We start from the raw sequence: 23,476 nt of genomic DNA on the forward strand, positions 1-23,476 counted from the left end.
AATCTTTCAACGCAAAAATTAAAGCTTTTAGGGCACAGTTCAGAGGTGTGAGAAACGTAGATTTTTTCCTTTATAGGTTAACCACAGTATTTGCGTAAACACAACAATTGTTCTTGATCCGCTTTTAGGGCACAGTTCAGAGGTGTGAGAAACGTAGATTTTTTCCTTTATAGGTTAACCACAGTATTTGCGTAAACACAACAATTGTTCTTGATCCAGTATTTGCGTAAACACAACAATTGTTCTTGATCCCAAAGATTCGTATGCGGTACTGTATGCGGCTTGCAAGATATCAAAAAAATAACCCATTGACAAAGGTTTTAGATACCTGATTATCAATGGGTTTCTTTGTAGCGGGAACTGGACTCGAACCAGTGACCTTCGGGTTATGAGCCCGACGAGCTACCTACTGCTCTATCCCGCGATATAATTTTAAAATAATTTACTTAGCGATACTCAATCAAGTTGAGAACCTACTTTCGGTTCATAATGCCGACCAAATCATTTCGGACTGCAAATATACAATCCTTTTTAATTTCTACAATAAGAAAATTAGAAAATATTATTGCTCAATGTTAGTCACCTGAAATTCTGATAATTCTGAACTTGAAAATTTTAGTGTTACCTGAATTGGGTTACAGCACACTTCACAATCTTCAATATAAACTTGACTTGACACAGAATTATCTAGTAACATAGAAATTACTTCCCAACAATAGGGACATGTAAAGAAATGTTCGTACATATATAAATATAAAAAATAGGCACACAATTGTGTACCTATTTTACCATTAACTTTTATAAAAAAATTCTTCTTGATTATTCTTTTTCAATATCCATTGTGGCTGTCGCATTTTGTGTGCCTAAACGCATTAAAGCTGGTGGATTTTTACCTGAAACACTTATGTATTCTTTATTCAAATTGTTATCGCTTACCATAATAGTATTTAACTTTGATAAGTTTATAAATTCCATTGGCAAATCTCCAGTAAACTGGTTGCTTGATAATAATAATTCTTCCAAGTTTGTTAATTGTGCAATTTCAACAGGAATTTCCCCATCCATTTTATTATCCATTACACTTAATTTTTTAAGCTTAGATAGAGCATAAATTCCGTTTGGAATGCTACCTGTTAAATAGTTACTTCCAAGTAATAACTCTTCCAGATTGGTTAATCCCATTAATGAAGATGGAATATTACCTGATAATTTATTACTGTACAATTTTAATGATTTTAAGTTTTTTAGGCTCCCTAATACTACAGGTATCTCTCCTTCGAATTTATTCATAAACAATTCAAGGGATTCTAAGTTTGTTAAGCTACTAAGGGCTGTTGGAATTTCTCCTGTTAAACCATTGAAACCAAGGTTTAACTTTTTTAAGTTTAATAAATCACCTATTTGAACAGGTAATTCACCGTTTAGGTTATTAAAAGGCAAGTTAATCTCAGTAACTTGACCATGCTCTACTTTAACACCGTTCCAGGTATCAACTGGGGCTGTAGTATCCCATGTAGTATTCCATTGTGCACCGTTAGTGCTATTATACAAAGCTATTAAAGCATCCTTTTCACTATTAGAAACATTTGCGAAAGCAGATACTGCTACTAAAAAACTAAGAATTGTAAGTTTTATGGTTTTCATCTTTAGGTTGATTTAGGACTAATTACTGTACGAAAGTAGTAATGAAACAGACTAAAAACAATTTTTATCGATGAAATGCATAAAATTTTAACATATCACCAGACCTATAGCTCTATGTTTAGTATTTCGCTACTTAGCTGTTACAACTCTAACCCGGCTGGTATAGTTTAATTTCTAAATATTTGAAACTAGTTTCATCAAGAAAACAGCTAAGCACAGGCTGATTGAAGTTAAAAAACTTAAAGCAACAGATTACTTATTAAGACAACTCTTCTAATTGATATTGAATGTTCTCCCAATCTGTCATAAGTTGTTTCAATTCTTTCTTTTTGGCTTCATATTTACTAAAAAAGGCTTTATCAGCAACAGTCTTATCGTAATTTGAAGCCAATTCAACATCATCAGATTTAATACCTTTTTCAAGTTGACCTATTTTAGATTCAATATTACTCAACTTATTATTTAAAGATTTTAGCTTTTTTTGATCTTGATAAGAATGTTGATTTTTCTCTTTAGGCGTATTTTTTACGACTGTTCGCTTTTCAACTTCTCTTAAATTTTCAACTTGGCGTTGTTCTAAATAATAATCAATATCTCCTAAATATTCTTTTAGCTTATGATCTTTAAACTCATATACAATATTGGTTAAACCTTGTAAAAAATCACGATCGTGAGACACCAATATCAATGTACCTTCAAATCGTTTTAAAGCTTCCTTCAAAACATTCTTAGATTTTATATCTAAGTGATTTGTTGGCTCATCCATTATCAACACATTAAATGGCTGGAGCATCAACTTTGCCAAAGCTAAACGGTTACGCTCACCTCCGGATAATACCCTTACATACTTTTCTACCTCATCGCCTCTAAATAAAAACGAGCCTAAAATATCTCTTACCTTACTTCTGTTGGTTTCATTTGCAGCATCAATCATGGTATCTAAAACGGTTTTACTTCCGTCTAAATATTCTGCTTGATTTTGAGCGAAATAGCCAATTTGCACATTGTGCCCTAGTTTTAAATGCCCTTCATATTTAATATCCCCAACAAAAATTTTGGCCAGAGTAGATTTTCCTTGTCCGTTTTGCCCAACAAATGCTGTTTTACTATCGCGTTCAATTAATAGATCAACAGATTTTAAAACTTGATTATCTCCATAGTTTTTAGATACATTTTCCGCTTCAACAACTACTTTTCCTGGCGTAATAGAAACTGGGAAATTTAACGTCATTACGCTATTATCATCTTCATCTACTTCAATGCGGTCAATTTTATCTAATTTCTTGATAAGCGATTGCGCCATGGTTGCCTTAGATGCTTTGGCTCTAAACTTTTCAATCAGCTTTTCTGTTTGCTCTATCTGCTTCTGCTGATTTTTTTGAGACGCCAACTGCTGCTCTTTCAATTCATTACGCAGTACGAGATATTTGGTATAAGGTTTTGGATAATCGTAAATGCGCCCCAAAGAAATTTCTATAGTTCTGTTGGTCACATTATCCAAAAACATTTTATCGTGAGATACAATCGCAACTGCGCCTGTATAATTTTTCAGGAAATTCTCTAACCAAATGATAGATTCTATATCCAGGTGATTGGTTGGCTCATCTAAAAGTAAAATGTCGTTATCTTGAAGTAATAATTTAGCCAACTCTATTCGCATACGCCATCCTCCAGAAAATGTATCGGTTAAATTATCAAAATCTTCACGTTTAAATCCAAGACCTTGCAAGATCTTTTCGGTGTTACCCTGATAATTATAACCTCCTACGATTTCATACTGATGCTGTAAATCGTTAATATCAATCATTAACTGGTTGTACCCTTCACTTTCATAATCGGTTCGTTCAGCCATTTGGGTGTTAATCACTTCCATTTTAGCTTCTAAGTCTTTAATCTCAGTAAAAGCTTCATAGGCTTCCTCTAAAACAGTTCTCCCAAGTACGAAATCAATATCTTGTTTTAAAAAGCCAATTTTTAATTCTTTATCTCCAGCAATTTGTCCAGAATCTGGTTCCAATTCCTTAGATAAAATTTTGAGCATGGTAGATTTACCGGCTCCGTTTTTTCCAATTAATCCAACACGGTCGCCATTTCCAAGCTTAAACGTAATGTCTTCAAAAAGATATTCTCCTTGAAATGAAATTGATAAATTATGAATGTTAAGCATAGAAATGTGACTTATGTTACAGCCGTTTTAAATTAATACAACTATTTTTGTTTAGCTTTTTACGCGTGCAAAAATACATTAAAATATATGTTTAAAAAAGGAACAAAACTATATAGTATAATTACTGGAAGTTGCCCTAAGTGTCAGCAAGAATCTATGTACACTATAAAAAATCCATATAGACTTACGGACACCTTAAAAATAAATGAACGCTGTTCTAGTTGTAACACCAAATATAGAATTGAACCTTCGTTTTTTTATGGTGCTATGTACGTAAGTTATGCCGTTGGCATTGCTTTTGCGGTTGCCGCATTTGTTATTAGCAAGTTAATTCTTGATGCGGATTTAATAGTTACATTCATTGCTATTGTGGGCACTCTTATTGTCTTTATGCCTATTATCATGCGACTTTCCAGAAACATCTGGATAAATATGTTTCTGAGTTATGATGAAACATTGACTAAGAAATAAAACGTTTGACATTTATTTCGTCATCTAAAGCTCTCCCTTTTTCAATAAAATTATAAAGTTGCTTTGCTACATAGGGTCCAATCATAACGCCTCGTGTTCCTAAACCGTTCAATACATACATATTTTGATGTTCATGATGCTGCCCTACTAAAGGTCTTCTATCTTTTACCGTTGGTCTTATACCTGCGACTTGTTGAATGACTTCAAACGGACAGGATATTAGTGTTTCTAGCTTTTCTAAAAGTGATGTTTTGGCTTTTTCTGTGGTATCATATGTTAAATCCTGCCATTCGTAAGTAGCTCCTACTAGGTATAAATCGTTTCCGATTGGGATTAGGAAGACTGGGCCTTTTAAAACATACTCAATTTTTAAATTAGGAGCGTAAATGGTCAATAATTCACCTTTTGTAGGCACTAAAGGCAAATTCTTGAAAAACGGATTTTTAGTAATACCGAAGCCTTCAGCAAATACAATATGCTTCGCTTTTATATTTTTATAATTAACACCCCTTTCTGAAGTATTTAACGCATCATATTTAAATGGTTCTTCAAGAAAGGAATCATTGTGACCCAAAAAAGATTTATACGATTTTACCAGGGTATTTACGTCTATTCTTCCTGTATGCAATACTTCCCCGAAACCATGATTTGCTATTACCGAAGTGTTTTTATTCGGAATAATTTTATTGGATAGATATTTAGTCAACACTAGTTTATCTGAAGCCGTAAACCAATCGTTTTGCTCTTCAACAGATGCAAACTTTCTATAAACAGGAATTTTATAATCTAATGTAACTTTTAGAAGTTGCTCCAATTTATCATACACATCCAATGCTAAACCTAGTTGTTCTTCACTTTTCCAAACTGGTGTAAAACGTTTTAGAACTACTGGGTTGTACAAGCCTCCCGCTACTGTTGAAGATTTTCCGGAGCTATCATCAAAGACTATAAATGTTTTATGATTTGCTCTTAATTGTTCGCAGAAACTTATTCCTGCCAAACCAAGGCCTACAATGATGTAATCGTAATTTGCTTGCATATAGCGCGAAGATAATTAAAGAAAATTGTATGTTATAAAAAGGTTTTGCTTAAAATAATACTATTTCACCCCTCCTAATTTCAATGAATCGAAATTGTTGGCCCTTGAAAAAGGGGAGGAATTGATGTTTGTTTGTTTTTGAATTTTTGGTTTGATATTTAATATCTTATCGCAGCTTATAACCTGATAGAAAAGAAAAACGCCCACTTTACAAGCAGGCGTTTTAAAATATTATTGTGAGTTTAAATTAGTATGTCCACATATCTAATTCAAAATCTCTAATTTTTGTTTTTATACGTTCTGATTCTAAAAGCTGCATCAAAGAATTTTCAGAAATATATTCGTTGATTTTTCTATCGCCTTGCACATTTTCTTCTTTATAAATATAACCTTGAAAACGTCTCGCGTTAAGAATGTGATCAAACGAATGTGGTATGGCGCTATTGGCATTATTAAATGCTTTTGCTTCGTGCAATACATCTCTAGCATCTGGGAAGAACACCCAAAAAAGTTCTACCAAATCTGGATTGTCATCATCAATAAAATTAACATCAGGAGCTACTGGAGCAATGCCTAATAGTCTGTATTTCATTTCAGACTGACGCTTATCAAAATACCAAAGTCCTTTGATATGATACTCTTCAATCTCAGCTGCGGAAATATCCCTTCTAACAATGTATTCATCAGATAGTTCTTCACCAGCATTTAATTGCTCAATACCATACTCAGTAGTATCTACTTTTCTTAATGCGCCTTCAATATCTTTTAACGTACGTTTTGTAGTAAAATAAGAATCGTCATAAATGTTTTTAATCTTCCCATTTTTTATGTTTTTCATTAAAACATCATATAATGACCTCCTGTTATTACCAATATTATTGGTATCTACAGGGTAGTACAACGGAAAATTGGCACGCTCATCAAGCACAACTTTTTCCCAAACCATTTTTGCAAACAAAATATCCCTATCATCAATATACCCATATTCAAGGGGTTTATCGTTGTCAATAGCCTTTTGTTCTTCTGTTCTAACCCCAATTTCTTGAGGACTTTTAGCATTAAGGATATTTGCCTGTGCAAATGCGCTAGATACTGTTACAACAGCTGTAATGGTTAATAAAACACTTTTTAAATTCATCTTTTTACTTTTTTATAATTATTAGGCTAACGGTTAAGTTAGCCCAATATTTTAATTTGTAAGCTCAATAAATACAGGTGACACCTTTTTAAGTATGACACTTACGCCACTTGCTTTTGCTTCGATATCAAATATTTGAACACCAGAACCACGTTTCGCTTTACGTAAAGCACTTTTCGCTCTACTATCTAACTTATTTCCTCTAACATTTATTGTTGGTTGCCCTGGAACTTTAAATTTAAATCCTGAAACTCGTAAAGGCAATTCAAAATCAAAATCATCAAATTTAGCTCCGATGGTAGATTTTTCCAAACCTTGACGTTGCATTTTTACAGCGCCATCCTCTCCTCTAATTGTTCCTGTTGGTTTTGGTAAATCTTTAATTCTAAAGGTAGCTCTATCACTTACAGTTTGACCATTAATTTTACCCGTAACATTGATAGTCACTTCTCTACCCTTAATAGCCTGAGCATCCATAACATATTTACTACCAGATATCCTTGATAAACCTTGAGCACTAGCACTAACATTATTGTCGGCAATACCTGCAAAAGAAATAGTCATTGGGTTTTTAACACCTCTATAAACCACATTCATTTTATCAGCTGAAATAGTCGCTGAATTTGGTTTAGCTACAGTTGCAAAAGATTGATTCACATCTACTTCAACATCTTTCCCATCCTGCACGAAAATCAACTTTCCTTCAATTTTGTGTTCTCCTACACCTCCCGTATTGATGTTTAATTTCACTTTACCATCTTCAATGGTATATTGATCTTCAGAAAGTTTTCTTCCGTCTAATGTCAACTCTACCCTGTTAGGTCTTGTTGAATTGTCCTTACGTCCTAAAACGATATTCCCATCAAATTTCTCACCATTAAAATACGCCGATTTAGAAGTTTCTAAAAGTGTGGTATAGTTATCCATCGATGCTAATTGGGTCATTTGTCCTTCTAGCATTTTAGACAAAATTTCAGATTCAGTTGTTTTGATATCTGCCTGCATTTGAGTCATCTTAGTTAAAGAAGCCACTAAAGGAAATCCTTTAAAATGATAATCTAACCATTCTTGCGTTCCTGCATCTCTCTTTTTAGGTTCAGTTGCAAATTTCTCATTCACTTCCTCTATTATAGACTCCATTCCTTTTTCACCTTGAAGAATCTTAGTAACGCCTTCTCTAAATGTAACTATTTGATTTAAAAATTCTTGTCCTTCTGGTTTAATCTTATCTCCTTTAAAGAAATTTTCATCTAAATAATCACCCTTATCCATAACCTCATATTCTGTTGGATCATCAATTTTGGCAATCATTTTGCTTTTAAGATCTGTTAAGTAATTATCAAATGTAGTAGCTAAATCATCTATTTGATCTGCTTTAGCCTTTAAAGGCTTGTATTTTTCGGGTTCTCCCGCAGCTTTAATTTCCAAGCTTGCAATGAATTTATCATTACGCGCTTCTGCAGCTTCATTAGATTCCGTAAGCTTTTCATTCATTAATCCGAATGCTGATAATACTTCTTTTGACATATTTAAAGCTAGCATTGCTATAAATATTAAATACATCAAGTTTATCATTTTCTGTCTTGGTGATAAATTTCCTCCTGCCATAATTAATTAGGTTTTTTGGTTGTTAAAATTTGGGTAAAAACCCCTAATTATTTATTCATTGCAGACAACATTCCACCATATACGCCATTAAGTGACGATAAGTTTGAAGCTAAAGATTGCATTTGTTCTTTTAATTTAGCCGCATTTTCTACAGATTCTTCATTGATAGAAGTCTGTTTATTAACACTTTCTAATTGTACTTTGTACAAGCTATTTAATGATTCCATTTGAGCTGCTGCCAATGATAATTCCTCACCATATTTTTTAGTAGCTTGTATAGAATCTACGGTTGGCGTCATGCTTTTCGCCACACCTTCAAAATTCTTGATGCTATCGCCTAAGCTAGCCATAAGCTCTCCGTCTATTTTCGCTTCTTTTAATAATTCATCTAATTTTTTAGATAAAACACCTTTTGGGTTTTCATCTTTTTTAGAAGATGACGCTCCTCCTGCTAATTCAGGATATACTAGAGACCAATCTAAATCGTTATCTACTGGTTCAAATGCTGATATTGCGAAAATAATTGCTTCAGTTACCAGACCTATTGTTAACATTACGTTACCTGTTAAAGGTCCTATTTCGAAGTGAATAATTTTGAATAAAGCTCCGATAATTACAATTGATGCTCCTAATCCGTAGGCCATATTCATGAACCTTTTACTTGCTTTTGACTGTGCCATAATTTTTTGGTTTTAATTCTAAGTAGTCAAGCTACTTAGGTAGGTTAAATTAATATTTACTATAATTGATTTGAAATTATTATTTAGTGTTGTTCGTTACGTTTGTCCCCATGTAATCTTGAACTGTTCTAAAACCTATATAACTTCTTGCAGAATCTGCATATTCATAATCCCTTGAACTCACTTGTAAAAAGTAAGCTACATCTTTCCAAGACCCCCCACGCAAAACTTTACGTTTGTTATCTGCATCGTTAACACTTGGATTAATTGTTGATGAGTACTCGTATGACGCTGGATCATAGGATGCATTCACCCATTCTGAAACATTACCTGCCATATTGTACAGGTTATAATCGTTTGGCTCGTAAGACTTCGCTTCTACTGTATATAATGCTTGATCTGCCGCATAATCACCACGAACCGGTTTAAAGTTTGCCATAAAACAACCTCTATCACTTTTAGTATAAGGCCCTCCCCAAGGATAGGTTGCTGCTTGCAAACCACCTCTTGCGGCATATTCCCATTCTGCTTCTGATGGTAATCTAAACGTATTTACCATAGCCGCACCTTTTCTAGATTTTTGATAAGCATTCTTGTTGATAGTTCTCCACTCACAGAATGCCTTAGCTTGTTTCCAAGTTACACCTACAACTGGATAATCTCCATAAGCCGCATGCCAGAAATAATCATTATGCATTGGCTCATTATATGAATATTGGAAATCTCTAATCCAAACTGTTGTATCTGGATAAATCTCTAGCTCTTCTTTCTTAATTACTTTACTACGCTCAACTCCTCTGTTACGGGCGGCTTCTTGAATGTCCATGTAGCTATACTGGAATTTAAATTTCTTAACATCCCAGGTACGCTGTCCATTGTATGATGCTTCAAGAGGCAAATACATTGTATCCATAACCTCAGCATAAAATTCATCAGGATATTCTGCTGTGTCAAAAATTAAATCTACATCTTTATTTATTTTTCTTCCTTCGTAACCTGTTGGTCCTAAACCTGTATAATTTTCAAACATGTACTTCTCGTAAACAGACATGTTTGCTGTATCTGCATCTTTAAATGCAAACTCACCAATACCACCATCTTCAGGTGTTTTCCCAACCTCATCTGCAAGAACTGCTAACTTCATTCTTAAAATAGAATCTCTTACCCAATGTACAAATTGACGGTATTCGCTATTTGTTATTTCGGTAGCATCCATATAAAAAGCTCTAACTGTAACAGTTTTTCCTGGAGCATCGTTTACCCCAGCAAGATCTTCATCGGCTTTACCCATAATAAATGCTCCTCCTGGAACCAACTCCATACCATAAGGCTTCTCTGGGTGCCATTTTTTTCCTTGAACTCCTACCAGTTCACCTCTATCTTTAGAGCCACAACTGGCTAATAAAGTCAATACCGCGGTTAATAAAAAAAACTTCTTCATATACATAGAAAACTCGAGGTTAATTATTTAAGCTTCAATTTTGAGAGCGTAAACATATTTATATATTTTTTAATAAGCAACTATTTGTCTAAAAAAATAACATTTCATCGTAAAAAGATAGCATCTTGTCGATGATTTTTACCTTTTGACCATATTTTGTCCATTTATACTGAATTCTTTTGAAACGCCTTATACCAACGTTCTGGTATAATATCGTTGCAAGCGTCCAAATAATCTTGGTGCGTGCAAGGTAATAACGTATGTCTTTTTAATTTATTATTCACTTCATCCAAAAAAGGAATCTCGACCCACCAACGCCCTGTTTTGTTGCTTTTATAAAACACGAGTTCGTGCGACTCTACCATGGTGAAAAATTTTTGGTAATTTTTTTCATCTGAAAAATCATCGTCCTTTACACGACAATTTACACCTTCTATGAAATACCAAATAATTTGAGCTATAAGCATTGATGAAATTTCATCATCTTTTGAAGGCTTATATTCATAGATCCCGAATGAACTTACCTTATTACTTATTCCTGCGTATCTTGAAATGGCACAAATAGAAGTTCCATCTAATCCGTTTGGAGAATACTTTTGCTTTAAACTCACCTCAGCACCTTTTAGTGCTTTTAAATCTAAACTCACAATATTCGCATCTCGCAAAACAGGTTCTACTATTGTAATATCTTTATTTACTTTACCCAATCTATAAGACTCGAAATACAAGCGTTCCATTAAATCTATTTCTTCTTGCGAATTGAAATAGGTTTGATAACCAATATTTGAATAATTGAATAAATTATAAGGTTCGTCCAGAATAATTTTACCAACAAAGCTATTGTTTTTAATAGGTTTTGCGGAGTCTCCCAAATCGAACTTACAATCTACATTTACCAAATTAACCATTGGCATAATGGCGTCATAGGCGCGATAATTGGCATATGTCAAATCCTGACTCCCCCCTAATAGTACAGGAATAATATCTTTTTTAATGAGAATCTCAATGATCTCCTTTAAAGCGAAGTAGGTATCTTCTATACTTTCACCTGCATTGATATCTCCTAAATCTGCTATTGTAGTAGTCCAGCTACCTGGGAAAAGCGCATAAAGCGATTTTCTAATTTCATCTAATTGGAAAGTTTCGCCAATGTAATCAACATCATTTCTGTTTTCGATAATTCCTAAAATGACAATATTTACACCTTCTAAATCAGGAATACCTTGTTGATTGGAATGTATGAGCAGTCTTCTTCCAAGTGCTTGCATTGACAGGAGCTCGTTGTGAGCCAGAATAGTGTCTGATACAGGTGAGAGAAAATTAAAATTCATTAGCTATGACTTCTTTTTTGCTGGTGCTTTCTTCTTAGCTGGTGCCTTCTTTTTTGCGGCAGGTTTTCTTTTAGCTGCCTTTTTCTTTGGTGCTTTTGCTTCTATAATAGCTTTTGCTTCATCTAAGGTCATTTCAGAAACATCAACAGTTTTAGGCAATTCAACTTTTATTTTACCCTTTAATACATTGTGCCTTCCCCAACGTGCTTTTTCCACACGGATACCTTCATCTTCCCAATTATGGATCACTTTATCTATTTCCTTTTGAATTTTTGTCTCAATCAATTCAACAATTTCATCATCAGAAAGGTTATCCCAATCGTATTTTTTATTCACATTGATAAACATATTGTTCCATTTTATGAATGGCCCAAAACGCCCTTTGCCTTTTTGTACCGGCAAATCTTTATACATATATATTGGTGCATCTGCTTTTTGCTTTTCTTTGATAACATCGATAGCCTCATCCAGTTCTACACTTAATGGATCTGTTCCTCTTGGCAATGATACAAACGCATCGCCAAACTTAACATAGGGTCCAAAACGCCCATTATTCACTAAAATCTCTTGACCTTCGTACTCTCCTAAATTTTTAGGCAATTGAAATAAATCCATAGCCTCTTCATAAGTTATGGTATTCAATTGTTGATCTTGGCTTAAACTAGCAAACTGTGGTTTTTCCTCATCGTCAACAGTACCTATTTGTACCATTGGCCCAAATTTACCCAAACGCACACTTACTTGCTTTCCTGTTTTAGGGTCTTTTCCAAGAATACGTTCTCCAGACTCCCTATCGGCGTTTTCCTTTACATCTTCTACAACGGGGTGGAATTTTTTGTAAAATGACTTCATCATTTTTTTCCAGTCCTCTTTTCCTTCTGCTATTTCATCAAAATCTTCCTCAACTTTTGCGGTAAAATTATAATCCAAAATAGCTTCGAAATGATTTACTAAAAAGTCGGTTACAATCATTCCAATATCTGTTGGCACCAATTTTCCTTTATCAGAACCCACTTTTTCAGATAATTTTACATCCGTAACTTTTCCGTTTTGAAGTTTTAATTGTGTGTACTCTCGCTCTACGCCATCAACCGTTCCCTTTTCAACATAATTTCTATTTTGAATGGTTGAAATAGTTGGCGCATATGTTGACGGACGACCAATTCCTAATTCTTCTAACTTCTTAACTAGCGAGGCCTCTGTATATCTTGCCGGTGGGCGTGTATAACGTTCGGTTGCCGAAATAAAACTATTTAAAAGTGTTTCATTTACTTTTAACGCTGGTAACATGCCATCTTGTTCTGCATCTTCATCATCAGTACCTTCTAAATATACTTTTAGAAAACCATCAAATTTAATCACTTCTCCGTTTGCTGTAAAGGTTTCCTTATGTGTTGATGCTTCAATTTTAACATTGGTACGCTCTAATTGAGCATCACTCATTTGGGATGCAATGGCACGTTTCCAAATTAAATCATATAAACGCGCTTGGTCTCTATCTATATTTACGGAATGTGTTGCAAAGTTTGTTGGCCGAATAGCCTCATGCGCCTCTTGAGCACCTTTTGCTTTTCCTTTATAATTTCTTGGCTTGCTGTATTTTGAACCGTAGGCATCCTTAATTTCAGCCTCAGCGCCTTTTCGTGCTTCATCTGATAAATTCACACTATCCGTTCTCATATACGTAATCAAACCCGCTTCATACAGGCGTTGCGCCATCGTCATGGTTTTACTTACCGAAAAATAGAGCTTACGTGATGCTTCTTGCTGTAATGTCGAGGTTGTAAATGGTGCTGCGGGTGCTTTTTTTGCTGGTTTCTTTTGTAAATCCCCAACTTTAAAGGTTGCTGTCGCATTTTTTTCTAAGAATTTTTGTGCCTCTGCTTTCGTTGCAAAGTTCTTTAGCAATTTCGCTTTGAAACTTTGCCCGTCCTCGTTAGAGAACTCTGCATCAATTCTATAAGACGCTTCAGGTGTAAACCCTTGAATATCTCTTTCTTTTTCAACAATTAATCGTACTGAAACTGACTGCACACGACCTGCGGAAAGCCCTCCCTTTACTTTTCTCCAAAGTACCGGAGACAATTCGTAACCTACAATTCTATCTAAAACACGACGCGCTTGTTGTGCATCTACTAAATCGTAATCTATACCTCTTGGATTTTCTATAGCCTTTTGAATGGCTGACTTGGTAATCTCATGAAAAACAATACGTTTTGTCTTGTCTTTATCTAATTTTAAGGTTTCTGCCAAATGCCACGCTATGGCTTCACCCTCTCGATCCTCATCACTTGCCAACCAAACCATTTCAGCTTTTTTGGCGAGTGCTTTCAGTTTTTTAACAACTTCCTTTTTATCTTTGGAAACCTCGTATTTGGGGTTGAAATCACCTTCGACATCCACTCCCAACTCCTTTGAGGGGAGGTCGGCAATATGTCCGAAACTGGATTCTACTTTAAAATCTTTTCCTAGAAATTTTTCTATAGTTTTTGCCTTAGCAGGTGACTCAACTATCACTAAATTCTTCGCCATACATCATTTTTTGAAGCTACAAATGTATATCAAAAAAAGTTTATCTGCCTAATTTTACAGATTAACTGTGAATTAAAAAACCGAAAAAGCCCGATTTTATTTACTAAAAACGGGCTTTAAATTTATTTTTTCAGGATTCTATAGTTCTCCTGAACCAATGGTGTCTATTTCGCTTTTATGGCTAAAACCTACCATTTGTTTGTATACTTCATAAAATGGTAAAAGAACAAACTGTTGCGTAAAATATATTCCGATTAAACACATCAATAAACCTATTAAAGAAACAAACCAAGAAACTATAAGTAACAATAGAGTGAAAAACCATTTTTTATTACCTAATGCAAAACCTGCTTTTATAATTTCATTTGGAGTTAAATCTGGATTTACAGCATAAATTACTGGCATATATGCTAAAGGAATCATTACGTAAAAAACTGGCAGTATAAAAAGCAACAATGACAAGACAGTTATTCCAGCAATAGACAAACCTAAAATTATTGTTTTTTTGAAATATTTCTTCTTGAAAAAGAAAAAATAATCATCACTAGTTTTATCGTTAAAGTCCTTGTTTTTACAAATCCTATAAAAAGCTGACCTCATACCAATAGAAACTATAATAACTACCAGAAAAAACAAAGTTACTATTATAACCATAGCAATTATTAAAGCCACACTAGGCATTTCTCCGTTTTCTAAAGTTTCTGGACTGATTAATCCAATTGCCACTAAAGGTATATACATAATAAAATAAAAGGGAACGACTAATAACCCTGTTAGAATCATAGTTACAAACCCTTGCAACCAAACTTTTTTGAAGAGTTCAATATTATTATTAAAAATAGAACCAAAGTCTAACTCTTTAGCGCGTTCAATTTTTTCTAATATAGTTTCAATGGTATTCATTTTAATAATTAGTTAGCATTATATAATTGTGGTAAAAGTATTTGATTTTATAATTTGTGACAAGTATCATTTAAAATTTACTCAATCCCAATTTTTTCAATATCGCTGGTTGCATCAAATCCAAATACATCTTTATACACGAAATATGTTGGAAGATAAACAATAGAAATAGTAAATAACACACCGATAAAACAAGCTATAATGCCTAACATACCTATAATCATTGTAACAAATAAGAGCCCGAAAATGAGAAACCATTTTTTTGAGCCCAATCTAAAACTTAGCACAAAAAAATCGGAACTTTCTAACTGTGGATTAAACGCAAAAAACACCACAAACAAAGCACTATAAACACTAAAAATAACCGATATCCCAGCGTTTAAAAATGAGGCTGACAATTGGGGCAAAAACTTTTCTAAGGTAAAATTAACCAAAGCTAGTAATAAAGCGAATGCAGCTATGGCAAATATTTTTCCTAAATAGTGTTGCTTGAAGAAATAGAATAAATCTGAAAGACTATGCGTTTCGTCGTGGTCTATCTTTTTTACGATCCTGTAAAAACCAGCAACCAAGCCTGTACTTACAAAACTCATAACAAAAGTAAATCCTAATATCATATATCGAAATGAATCTGGCTGCGCCAGCATTAAACTACTAGCATCGTTTGGATCATAATCTCCAGATTGCACCTGTTCCATCACAGAATCAAACATTGGGATATAAATAGCCATAAAAAAAGGAATCATCACGACCATCATTATTAAGAGCAAAATAAAACCTCTTAACCATGTTTTTTTAAAAAGCTCTATTGTTCTACTTATGATATCTCCAAAATCTAATTGTTTTGCGGTGTCAATCTTGTCTAATAAAGTATTTATGGAATTCATTTTCAGCAGTTAGGTTAGCAATTATAAAGACATTTTAAGCCTCTAATTTTGATTATTTCGCTGCAATATTACATAAAAAAATCTGCCCGAAAGCAGATTTTCCCCAACAACGTTTAGTTTAGTTTAGTTGAGTGAATATGAGCTAATAAGCCCAACGTTGTTTTGCATATATCTATACTGATAGAGCGTATTACCACCTATCATTATTAAACTATTTTCCAAAGGAATAACATCTGTAGCTTGTATATTTTTTAAAGTCTTTACGAGTTTTAAATCTTCTGAAGTTTTACGCTCAAACAGTTTTAAGCCTGCAGTTCCATCGCACACATAAAGCATGTTGCCCTTAATTCCCAAACCATACGGGTTTTCTAAAGTATAGCGTTTTGCCAATGTTGGATTCGTTTTATCCTTAATATCAATCACTTCCAAAACACTTTCCAATTGTCCACAAGCATTTCCGCCTCTTAAAGTTAAATACGCGTAATCGCCATCAACCACCACAGGATCACAGCCTTCCCAATGTGTGAATTCTGAAACATATTCTGGAGATGAAGGTGTTTTTAAATCGTAGATATACATGCCGTTTGTGCTCCCCAAATATAAATAATTATCGGCAGCAAACATGGTTTCTATATTCCAACCTGCATTCATAGTAGTGGACAACACAGGGTTTGCTAAATCTTGAATATTAAAAATAGACATGCTATAAGAACCTACCGTATATAAAAAATTATTCACGATTTGAAAGCGCGCCAATGAACCTCCTACTCCAACTGTAGATTCTGCAAACGAAACAAGCGCATCATTTCGAACGCCCCAACCGATCAAAATAGTTTGATCAACATTTTCCCGTTGTTCTTGTTTTAAAGTCCAACCTACTACAATATCCGTTTCATAATTATAAGCGCCCCAATCTGCTGCTTCCGCTTCAATAGGGATTTGATAATTATAGACTTCAAAAACATCTTCTAAACGCTCTGTTTGTTTGATATTGTTAATATCTGAAATATCAAATACTACCAAATCGGTAGCACTATCGGCATATAAAAAGTTATCCTTAACCGAAATATCTTCATTCCCGGGAATTGCAATATACCTGATTGCTTTTGGCAAGTTAGGTTGAGAATTATCAATTACATGAACGCCTTTATTTACATCATTCACAAAAATATAATCGCCATACGCATAAATTTTTCCTGCCTGCTTTATAGGTTGTGGCGCATTAATAGCAACGGCCTTCCTAAAACTAGATTTACTCATCAGTTCTGGTGTAGCCACAGTTACGAGATCAAGATGTTCATCATCGTTATCACAGGAAAACAATGCCAAAAACATAAAAATGCCTAAAATAATTGAGGTTGATTTCATGGTTAATAGTTTTATAAGTTATAGTTTTTTTAATATGAATATGTTACACTCTCTTGCAACCCTTCTATATTGAGAATTATTTTAGTGCTTCCTTGAATTTGAAGCGGTCTCAAATCAAAAGAGATCGTTTTCTGAATAACAGCATCACAAAGCTCTTCGTTAACTAATTGAAACTTTAAATAGCGTTGTTCTGGCGATGATTCTGCGACTGCCCCAGAATCCACTAATTCGAATCCCCATGTGGCGCCATCACATCCCGAAGCACTTATTTTTATATTTAAGCAATCATCGGTTATGGCGACCTCAACAAACTGAAAATCATCTGAAACCAAATTATCATAAATGTCTTTATTTACAACAGTTACCTCATCACATATACTATCAATCACGTCGTCATCATCTTCACATTGTAAATTCATAAAACAAAACGCTATCACACTAAAGAATATTATATTTTTAAGTATTGACTTCATCATTTAAAATTTTAAAATTGGAAAACCGTTTTGACACTCAATTGACTTTGGTGGACTTACAACATCACAGGTAGAAAACACACTCCACTTGATATTATAATCACGTTCTGCTTTAGTATATTCTTCAACTTTTTTCAAGAATGCTACTGTATCTATACTTTTAGGATAGGCTAAAAACCATTGTGGACCTCCACAGGCTTTTGAGCCATAGGGTGTAAATGTCCAATCTTCTGCATTTTCACATGGAATCCCTTTTATAAAGGCTTCAATTTCATCATAAATAGCCATTAATTTCCTATAATCTATTTCGCGTTCCGTTAATTCTTTAGTAACCACTAATTCATTTTCAGTAAGCGAAACAATACGCCATGCATAATTATTCGGAAAATGATCTTGAGTAATTAAAACCACCGCATCATTAAGCTGCCATTTTCCATTGTAATCAAAAAACGACAAAGGCGGTGTACCGCACCAACCCGATGAACGTTCAACAAAATCGCCATTTTTCATAAATGAAATCCCATAACCATCAACAGGTAACTTACTCGCTCTTTCAAAAGTGATGTTAGTATCGTTATATTCTGGGTTTACCCAATTGCCGATTAGTAAATTATCGTTGTCTATAACTATGTCGTCACTAGGCTCACAACGCATGTTTACCATTAAAAATAATACTGTAATTGAAAAGAAAACTTTTTTTATGGATTTCATAGATTCGATTTGTGATTTAATATTAAGATGTAAATAGTCTCAAAAGGTTGCGTTAAACATAAACAAATTTTATCAAAAAGTTAACAGAAATTAAATCTGCCACTTTGTCACAAAAAACAATTTAATTGTATCTTTGCACCACCCCGCCATAGAGGTAGGTACGAAAATTGACCCTTAGTGGTCTCAGTACATTATGGAAAAGATAATAGACGAAAGCAAACAGGGAGAAGCTTTAATTCTCGACAAAAAAGACAGCAACAAACGTAAACTCTTTATAGAAAGTTACGGTTGCCAGATGAATTTTAGCGACAGCGAAATTGTAGCTTCAATTTTAACGGAGCAAGGTTACAACACCACTCAAAACCTAGAAGACGCAGATTTGGTTTTAGTAAACACCTGTTCAATTCGCGATAAGGCAGAACAAACTGTAAGAAAGCGTTTGGAAAAATATAATGCCGTAAAAAAAGAACTGAACCCTAAAATGAAAGTTGGTGTTTTAGGCTGTATGGCAGAACGCTTAAAAAGCAAATTTCTCGAAGAAGAGAAAATTGTGGATTTGGTTGTGGGACCAGATGCTTACAAAGATTTACCAAACCTTTTAGCCGAAGTTGAAGACGGTAGAGATGCCATTAACGTGATACTTTCCAAAGAAGAAACGTATGGCGATATTTCTCCCGTTCGATTAAACACGAATGGTGTTACCGCATTTGTTTCTATAACCCGCGGGTGTGATAATATGTGTACGTTTTGCGTAGTGCCTTTTACGAGAGGTCGCGAACGCAGTAGAGATACACAAAGTATCATAGAAGAAATCAACGAACTTTGGGATAAAGGCTATAAGGAAGTAACGTTGCTGGGTCAAAATGTAGATAGTTACCTATGGTATGGTGGCGGATTGAAAAAAGACTTCGAGAAAGCCAGCGATTTACAAAAAGCCACAGCAGTTAATTTTGCGAAATTGTTAGATTTATGTGCCAAGGCACAACCTAAAATGCGTTTTCGTTTTTCAACGTCCAACCCTCAAGATTTAACGCTTGATGTGATTGAAACCATGGCGAAGCATAGAAATATCTGTAACTATATTCACTTACCTGTCCAAAGTGGCAGCAACCGTATCCTAAAGGCAATGAACCGTTTACATACGCGTGAAGAATATTTTGAATTGATTGACAACATTAAACGATTAATTCCAGATTGTGCTATTAGTCAAGACATGATTACTGGTTTTCCAACAGAAACTGAAGAAGACCATCAAGACACATTGAGTTTAATGGAATATGTAAAATATGACTTTGGATTTATGTTTGCTTACTCTGAAAGACCGGGGACTTTAGCAGAGCGAAAAATGGAAGATGATATTCCTGCGGCTATAAAAAAACGTCGCCTTAACGAAATAATCGCTTTACAACAAAAACATAGTTTATTGCGCACCAAAGAACATGTTGGTAAAGTTGAAGAGGTTTTAATTGAAAAGTCTTCAAAACGTTCCGATGCACATTGGTCTGGGAGAAACACCCAAAATACGGTGGTTGTTTTTCCGAAGGAACATTATAAAGTTGGGGATTTTGTAAATGTAAAGATTACGGATTGTACGAGTGCGACATTGATTGGAATCCCCCTAGCCCCCGAAGAGGGAACTCTCACTCAGGCGTAAAAAAGAGGGGCTTTTAATTAAACAACAAAAAGTTAGATAAAAACAATGAAGACTCAAAATAATATTAACCAAAGTTTTTTAGTTCCCTCTATGGGGGCTAGGGGGCTTTTTTAGGGGCTTTCCTATGGAATCAGTACAAGCAATAAAACAACGTTTTGGGATTATTGGTAATACATTAGCACTTAATCGTGCCATAGAAAAAGCCATTCGTGTAGCTCCTACCGATATTTCGGTTTTGGTAACTGGCGAAAGTGGTGTTGGTAAGGAAAGTATTCCGAAAATTATCCATCAATTGTCACATAGAAAACACAATAAATACATCGCTGTAAACTGTGGCGCCATTCCAGAAGGCACCATTGATAGTGAATTGTTCGGACACGAAAAAGGTGCTTTTACAGGAGCTACGGCAACCCGAAGCGGTTATTTTGAAGTTGCTGATGGCGGCACTATTTTTTTAGATGAAGTTGGAGAATTGCCATTGACCACCCAAGTGCGTTTGTTACGTATTTTAGAAAATGGGGAGTTTTTGAAAGTAGGCTCCAGTAAAGTGCAAAAAACCGATGTTCGAATTGTTGCTGCCACCAACGCCAATATGTTTGAAGCCATTGAAAAAGAGAAATTCAGGGAAGATTTATATTACAGGTTAAGTACCGTTGATATTCATTTACCACCACTTCGCGAACGTCAGGAAGACATCCATTTGTTATTCAGAAAATTTGCCAGTGATTTTGCATTAAAGTATAAAATGCCGACGGTAAAACTTACGGATGATGCCATCCAATTACTTGTGAAACATAGATGGAGCGGTAATATTCGGCAATTACGTAATATTGCCGAACAAATATCGGTATTGGAGCAAAATAGAACGATTTCTGCGGAAGCTTTAAAAAGTTATTTACCATCATCGGCTTCCACAAATTTACCTGCTGTTATTAAGACTTCAAAAAGCGAAAGCGATTTTAGTAGCGAACGTGAGATTCTTTACAAAGTCCTTTTCGACATGAAAAGTGATTTAAATGACTTGAAGAAACTCACTATGGAACTCATGAAGAACGGCAATACAAAGGATGTTGAAAAAGACAATGAGCATCTCATTCAAAAAATTTATGGCGACGATAGCGAAGATAAAGACGACATTGCTTTTGAAGAAGACGTTGAAGATTCGCCTGAATATTTATCGATTCCGGAGCATGTTAATGAACCATCTACTGTAGATAAATATCATTTTGCCGAAGAGATTGAAGAAGAGGAAACCTTATCGCTACATGATAAAGAATTAGAATTGATAAAAAAATCGTTGGAACGCCATCATGGAAAACGTAAATTAGCGGCTGCCGAATTGGGCATTAGCGAACGTACGCTTTACAGGAAAATTAAACAATACGATCTATAAATTTTCGTTACTGAACAAAAAAGATTCCCACCTTCGTGGGAATGACAAAGAATTATAAATGAAACACATAAAACACATAACCTTAATTATAGTCGCCATTTCAGTTCTGGGCTGTGGTGCCTACTCTTTTACAGGGGCATCCATTTCTGCGGATACTAAAACATTTCAGGTGAATCGTTTCGAAAATAATTCGCTTTTAGTGGAGCCTGGTTTAGAGTTAACTTTTAGAAATTCAATGATTCAAATTCTAGAAAATCAAACAAATTTGAATAATGTGAATTCTAACGGAGATATTGTGTACGAAGGTGAAATTACAGAATACCGTATCTCCCCTACTACAGCTACCTCACAAAATACAGCGGCCCAAAACAGATTAACAATTACGATTAAAGTTCACTTTTACGACAAAAATGATCCTGAAGCCGAATTTGAAAGACCTTTTACATTCTTTCATGACTATCCGGGTAGAGAACAATTAACTGGAGCACAAAAAGACACCGCTATCGAAGATATTTTTGAACGCATCACACAAGATATTTTTAATGCCTCTTTGGCAAAATGGTAAAACAGACTATTTCGGTGCTAGTCCCGAAATAGTAATCCCGATAGCTATCGGGAAAAAAAAATCAAAAACAATTGAATAGTCACGATTTCACATCTTTATTACAAAATCCTAAAGAGATCAACCCCCTTAAAACCGAGGCGTTGCAATCTGTTATTCAAGACTATCCCTATTTTCAATCTGCCAAAGCTTTATATTTAAAAGGGCTAAAAAGTCAAGAAAGCACCGATTATAATCAAGCTCTAAAAATCACAGCAGCTTACACCACCGACAGAAGTATCTTATTCGATTTTATAACTTCGGATGTATTCGTTCAGAATGAAATTTCAAAAATCATCAAGAAAAACACGATTTATCTCAATGATATGAATGTGAGTGCTGATGATATTTCAGTCAATAAAAGTTTAACAATTGATGATGCTTTAAAACAACAAATCAATGAGACCTCGGGAGTTTTAGACCCAGAATTATTTCAGCCTAAAGACCCTTCTCAAAAAAAGACCGTTCTTTTTAAACTGGATGAATCTGAAACTATAGAAAACGCCACGGCCGACACAAAAACCCAAGACGCAACCGCTGAGGATATTTTAAGTTTAGGCAAACCGCTTCAATTTGATAAAAGAGAAGCACATTCATTTAATGAGTGGTTGAAATTAACACGCTTCAAACCTATTAAAAGAACTGAGGAACCTGTCGATAAAAAGCCTGATGCGTTAGACACCAAAGCACCTGAAAAACCAGAGACGGCAAAAAAACACGAATTAATAGATAAGTTTATATCACAAAATCCTAAAATTAATCCGACCAAACCTGTATCAAATAAGGGTAATCTTGCCAAAGCCCAAATGATACAACCAGAGGCGTTAATGACAGAGACTTTAGCACGCATTTATGTGGAACAAAAAAACTATAAAAAAGCAATTCAATCGTATAAAATTTTAAGTTTGAAATATCCAGAAAAAAGTAGTTTCTTTGCAAACCAAATTAAGGCAGTAGAACAATTACAAGAACAAAATAATATAGAATAATGAGCACGTTTACAATATTTTTAGCGCTTATAGTAGTTGTAGCATTTTTGCTAGTAGTAGTAATTATGGTGCAAAACCCTAAAGGCGGTGGGTTATCCTCATCTTTCGGTGGCGGTGGCACACAACAATTAGGTGGTGTAAAAAAGACCACAGATTTTTTAGACAAAAGCACATGGACATTAGCAACATTGCTTTTGGTACTAATTTTAGTATCTAATGTTGCAATAAATAGAGGAGAAACTGCGGTAGATTCTAAAGCATTAGATCTTGATGCACCAACTGCGCAACCATTACCTGCGCTTCCGGATACACCAGCACCACTTCCTGCAACAGATAATTCAGGAACAACTACTACTGATCCAGAAGGAGACAACTAGTTTTTATAAAAAATTATACAAAATGCCAACTTTACAAGTTGGCATTTTTTTGTTACTGCAAGTTTGTCA

At 34.5% G+C, this 23,476-nt stretch carries 21 protein-coding genes and 1 tRNA gene; 6 read left to right on the forward strand and 16 right to left on the reverse strand.

The window, feature by feature from the left end; translation table 11 throughout:
• Window positions 1-351 precede the first annotated feature (351 nt).
• The 4 genes from ABXQ82_RS16150 to ABXQ82_RS16165 all read right to left on the reverse strand — a co-directional run bounded on the left by ABXQ82_RS16150 (window position 352) and on the right by ABXQ82_RS16165 (window position 3,811).
• Window positions 352-424 (reverse strand) — tRNA-Met (locus ABXQ82_RS16150).
• A gap of 138 nt (window positions 425-562) precedes the next feature.
• A complete protein-coding gene (locus tag ABXQ82_RS16155; RefSeq protein WP_367062128.1) occupies window positions 563-745 on the reverse strand; it encodes a CPXCG motif-containing cysteine-rich protein in 183 nt (60 codons plus the stop codon).
• A gap of 74 nt (window positions 746-819) precedes the next feature.
• The gene (locus ABXQ82_RS16160) at window positions 820-1,644 is read right to left on the reverse strand and encodes a Two component regulator three Y domain protein (RefSeq protein WP_367062130.1); all 825 of its coding nucleotides are present in this window, start codon (window positions 1,642-1,644) and stop codon (window positions 820-822) included.
• Between the two features lie 259 nt (window positions 1,645-1,903).
• Entirely contained in the window at window positions 1,904-3,811 is a 1,908-nt protein-coding gene (locus ABXQ82_RS16165) for an ATP-binding cassette domain-containing protein (RefSeq protein ID WP_367062132.1), read from the reverse strand.
• Window positions 3,812-3,898: 87 nt separating this feature from the next.
• Here ABXQ82_RS16165 and ABXQ82_RS16170 point away from each other — a divergent pair, with 87 nt between their 5' ends.
• The gene (locus ABXQ82_RS16170; RefSeq protein ID WP_367062134.1) at window positions 3,899-4,282 is read left to right on the forward strand and encodes a DUF983 domain-containing protein; all 384 of its coding nucleotides are present in this window, start codon (window positions 3,899-3,901) and stop codon (window positions 4,280-4,282) included.
• Here the strand turns inward: ABXQ82_RS16170 and ABXQ82_RS16175 are convergent.
• The 12 genes from ABXQ82_RS16175 to ABXQ82_RS16230 all read right to left on the reverse strand — a co-directional run bounded on the left by ABXQ82_RS16175 (window position 4,272) and on the right by ABXQ82_RS16230 (window position 18,393).
• The gene (locus ABXQ82_RS16175) at window positions 4,272-5,321 is read right to left on the reverse strand and encodes an FAD-dependent oxidoreductase (RefSeq protein WP_367062136.1); all 1,050 of its coding nucleotides are present in this window, start codon (window positions 5,319-5,321) and stop codon (window positions 4,272-4,274) included. The genes ABXQ82_RS16170 and ABXQ82_RS16175 overlap by 11 nt on opposite strands.
• 247 nt (window positions 5,322-5,568) lie before the next feature.
• Window positions 5,569-6,459 carry a gliding motility protein GldN gene (gene gldN, locus ABXQ82_RS16180; protein ID WP_367062139.1) on the reverse strand — a complete coding sequence of 297 codons (891 nt, stop codon included), beginning with the start codon at window positions 6,457-6,459 and terminating at the stop codon, window positions 5,569-5,571.
• 51 nt (window positions 6,460-6,510) lie between these two features.
• The gene (gene gldM / locus ABXQ82_RS16185) at window positions 6,511-8,067 is read right to left on the reverse strand and encodes a gliding motility protein GldM (RefSeq protein WP_367062142.1); all 1,557 of its coding nucleotides are present in this window, start codon (window positions 8,065-8,067) and stop codon (window positions 6,511-6,513) included.
• 47 nt (window positions 8,068-8,114) lie between these two features.
• A complete protein-coding gene (gene gldL / locus ABXQ82_RS16190; protein WP_367062144.1) occupies window positions 8,115-8,747 on the reverse strand; it encodes a gliding motility protein GldL in 633 nt (210 codons plus the stop codon).
• Between the two features lie 79 nt (window positions 8,748-8,826).
• The gene (gldK, locus tag ABXQ82_RS16195; protein ID WP_367062147.1) at window positions 8,827-10,188 is read right to left on the reverse strand and encodes a gliding motility lipoprotein GldK; all 1,362 of its coding nucleotides are present in this window, start codon (window positions 10,186-10,188) and stop codon (window positions 8,827-8,829) included.
• 164 nt (window positions 10,189-10,352) lie between these two features.
• Window positions 10,353-11,519: a formimidoylglutamase gene (locus ABXQ82_RS16200; RefSeq protein ID WP_367062149.1), complete on the reverse strand. Its 1,167-nt coding sequence runs from the start codon at window positions 11,517-11,519 to the stop codon at window positions 10,353-10,355.
• A 3-nt stretch (window positions 11,520-11,522) separates the two neighbouring features.
• A complete protein-coding gene (gene topA, locus ABXQ82_RS16205; RefSeq protein WP_367062152.1) occupies window positions 11,523-14,051 on the reverse strand; it encodes a type I DNA topoisomerase in 2,529 nt (842 codons plus the stop codon).
• A 138-nt stretch (window positions 14,052-14,189) separates the two neighbouring features.
• Entirely contained in the window at window positions 14,190-14,954 is a 765-nt protein-coding gene (locus ABXQ82_RS16210; RefSeq protein WP_367062154.1) for a hypothetical protein, read from the reverse strand.
• A 77-nt stretch (window positions 14,955-15,031) separates the two neighbouring features.
• The gene (locus ABXQ82_RS16215; RefSeq protein ID WP_367062157.1) at window positions 15,032-15,841 is read right to left on the reverse strand and encodes a hypothetical protein; all 810 of its coding nucleotides are present in this window, start codon (window positions 15,839-15,841) and stop codon (window positions 15,032-15,034) included.
• Window positions 15,842-15,964: 123 nt separating this feature from the next.
• The gene (locus ABXQ82_RS16220) at window positions 15,965-17,209 is read right to left on the reverse strand and encodes a hypothetical protein (protein ID WP_367062159.1); all 1,245 of its coding nucleotides are present in this window, start codon (window positions 17,207-17,209) and stop codon (window positions 15,965-15,967) included.
• Window positions 17,210-17,238: 29 nt separating this feature from the next.
• The gene (locus ABXQ82_RS16225; RefSeq protein WP_367062162.1) at window positions 17,239-17,685 is read right to left on the reverse strand and encodes a hypothetical protein; all 447 of its coding nucleotides are present in this window, start codon (window positions 17,683-17,685) and stop codon (window positions 17,239-17,241) included.
• Window positions 17,686-18,393 carry a hypothetical protein gene (locus ABXQ82_RS16230; RefSeq protein ID WP_367062165.1) on the reverse strand — a complete coding sequence of 236 codons (708 nt, stop codon included), beginning with the start codon at window positions 18,391-18,393 and terminating at the stop codon, window positions 17,686-17,688.
• A 193-nt stretch (window positions 18,394-18,586) separates the two neighbouring features.
• On the opposite strand from ABXQ82_RS16230, the gene miaB reads away from it, so the two are divergent.
• From miaB to secG, 5 genes are all read left to right on the forward strand, one after another.
• Window positions 18,587-20,047 carry a tRNA (N6-isopentenyl adenosine(37)-C2)-methylthiotransferase MiaB gene (gene miaB / locus ABXQ82_RS16235; protein ID WP_367062167.1) on the forward strand — a complete coding sequence of 487 codons (1,461 nt, stop codon included), beginning with the start codon at window positions 18,587-18,589 and terminating at the stop codon, window positions 20,045-20,047.
• Between the two features lie 124 nt (window positions 20,048-20,171).
• Window positions 20,172-21,440 (forward strand): sigma-54 dependent transcriptional regulator, encoded by a 1,269-nt coding sequence (locus ABXQ82_RS16240; RefSeq protein ID WP_367062170.1) that lies wholly within the window; start codon window positions 20,172-20,174, stop codon window positions 21,438-21,440.
• A 58-nt stretch (window positions 21,441-21,498) separates the two neighbouring features.
• On the forward strand, window positions 21,499-22,005 hold the full coding sequence (locus ABXQ82_RS16245; RefSeq protein ID WP_367062173.1) for an LptE family protein: 507 nt from the start codon (window positions 21,499-21,501) through the stop codon (window positions 22,003-22,005).
• Between the two features lie 71 nt (window positions 22,006-22,076).
• On the forward strand, window positions 22,077-23,030 hold the full coding sequence (locus ABXQ82_RS16250; protein WP_367062176.1) for a hypothetical protein: 954 nt from the start codon (window positions 22,077-22,079) through the stop codon (window positions 23,028-23,030).
• Entirely contained in the window at window positions 23,030-23,407 is a 378-nt protein-coding gene (gene secG, locus ABXQ82_RS16255) for a preprotein translocase subunit SecG (protein WP_367062178.1), read from the forward strand. The genes ABXQ82_RS16250 and secG overlap by 1 nt, the downstream gene beginning before the upstream one ends.
• The last annotated feature ends 69 nt before the right edge of the window (window positions 23,408-23,476 follow it).

Origin of the sequence: Algibacter sp. 2305UL17-15 (assembly GCF_040720935.1) — a bacterium.
Taxonomy (GTDB): Bacteria; Bacteroidota; Bacteroidia; order Flavobacteriales; family Flavobacteriaceae; genus Jejuia.

Bases quoted from the DNA above. Each gene is read 5' to 3' on its own strand.
- ABXQ82_RS16155 (WP_367062128.1), bottom strand. From the start codon at position 745: ATGTACGAACATTTCTTTACATGTCCCTATTGTTGGGAAGTAATTTCT.
- ABXQ82_RS16160 (WP_367062130.1), bottom strand. From the start codon at position 1,644: ATGAAAACCATAAAACTTACAATTCTTAGTTTTTTAGTAGCAGTATCT.
- ABXQ82_RS16165 (WP_367062132.1), bottom strand. From the start codon at position 3,811: ATGCTTAACATTCATAATTTATCAATTTCATTTCAAGGAGAATATCTT.
- ABXQ82_RS16170 (WP_367062134.1), top strand. From the start codon at position 3,899: ATGTTTAAAAAAGGAACAAAACTATATAGTATAATTACTGGAAGTTGC.
- ABXQ82_RS16175 (WP_367062136.1), bottom strand. From the start codon at position 5,321: ATGCAAGCAAATTACGATTACATCATTGTAGGCCTTGGTTTGGCAGGA.
- gldN (WP_367062139.1), bottom strand. From the start codon at position 6,459: ATGAATTTAAAAAGTGTTTTATTAACCATTACAGCTGTTGTAACAGTA.
- gldM (WP_367062142.1), bottom strand. From the start codon at position 8,067: ATGGCAGGAGGAAATTTATCACCAAGACAGAAAATGATAAACTTGATG.
- gldL (WP_367062144.1), bottom strand. From the start codon at position 8,747: ATGGCACAGTCAAAAGCAAGTAAAAGGTTCATGAATATGGCCTACGGA.
- gldK (WP_367062147.1), bottom strand. From the start codon at position 10,188: ATGAAGAAGTTTTTTTTATTAACCGCGGTATTGACTTTATTAGCCAGT.
- ABXQ82_RS16200 (WP_367062149.1), bottom strand. From the start codon at position 11,519: ATGAATTTTAATTTTCTCTCACCTGTATCAGACACTATTCTGGCTCAC.
- topA (WP_367062152.1), bottom strand. From the start codon at position 14,051: ATGGCGAAGAATTTAGTGATAGTTGAGTCACCTGCTAAGGCAAAAACT.
- ABXQ82_RS16210 (WP_367062154.1), bottom strand. From the start codon at position 14,954: ATGAATACCATTGAAACTATATTAGAAAAAATTGAACGCGCTAAAGAG.
- ABXQ82_RS16215 (WP_367062157.1), bottom strand. From the start codon at position 15,841: ATGAATTCCATAAATACTTTATTAGACAAGATTGACACCGCAAAACAA.
- ABXQ82_RS16220 (WP_367062159.1), bottom strand. From the start codon at position 17,209: ATGAAATCAACCTCAATTATTTTAGGCATTTTTATGTTTTTGGCATTG.
- ABXQ82_RS16225 (WP_367062162.1), bottom strand. From the start codon at position 17,685: ATGATGAAGTCAATACTTAAAAATATAATATTCTTTAGTGTGATAGCG.
- ABXQ82_RS16230 (WP_367062165.1), bottom strand. From the start codon at position 18,393: ATGAAATCCATAAAAAAAGTTTTCTTTTCAATTACAGTATTATTTTTA.
- miaB (WP_367062167.1), top strand. From the start codon at position 18,587: ATGGAAAAGATAATAGACGAAAGCAAACAGGGAGAAGCTTTAATTCTC.
- ABXQ82_RS16240 (WP_367062170.1), top strand. From the start codon at position 20,172: ATGGAATCAGTACAAGCAATAAAACAACGTTTTGGGATTATTGGTAAT.
- ABXQ82_RS16245 (WP_367062173.1), top strand. From the start codon at position 21,499: ATGAAACACATAAAACACATAACCTTAATTATAGTCGCCATTTCAGTT.
- secG (WP_367062178.1), top strand. From the start codon at position 23,030: ATGAGCACGTTTACAATATTTTTAGCGCTTATAGTAGTTGTAGCATTT.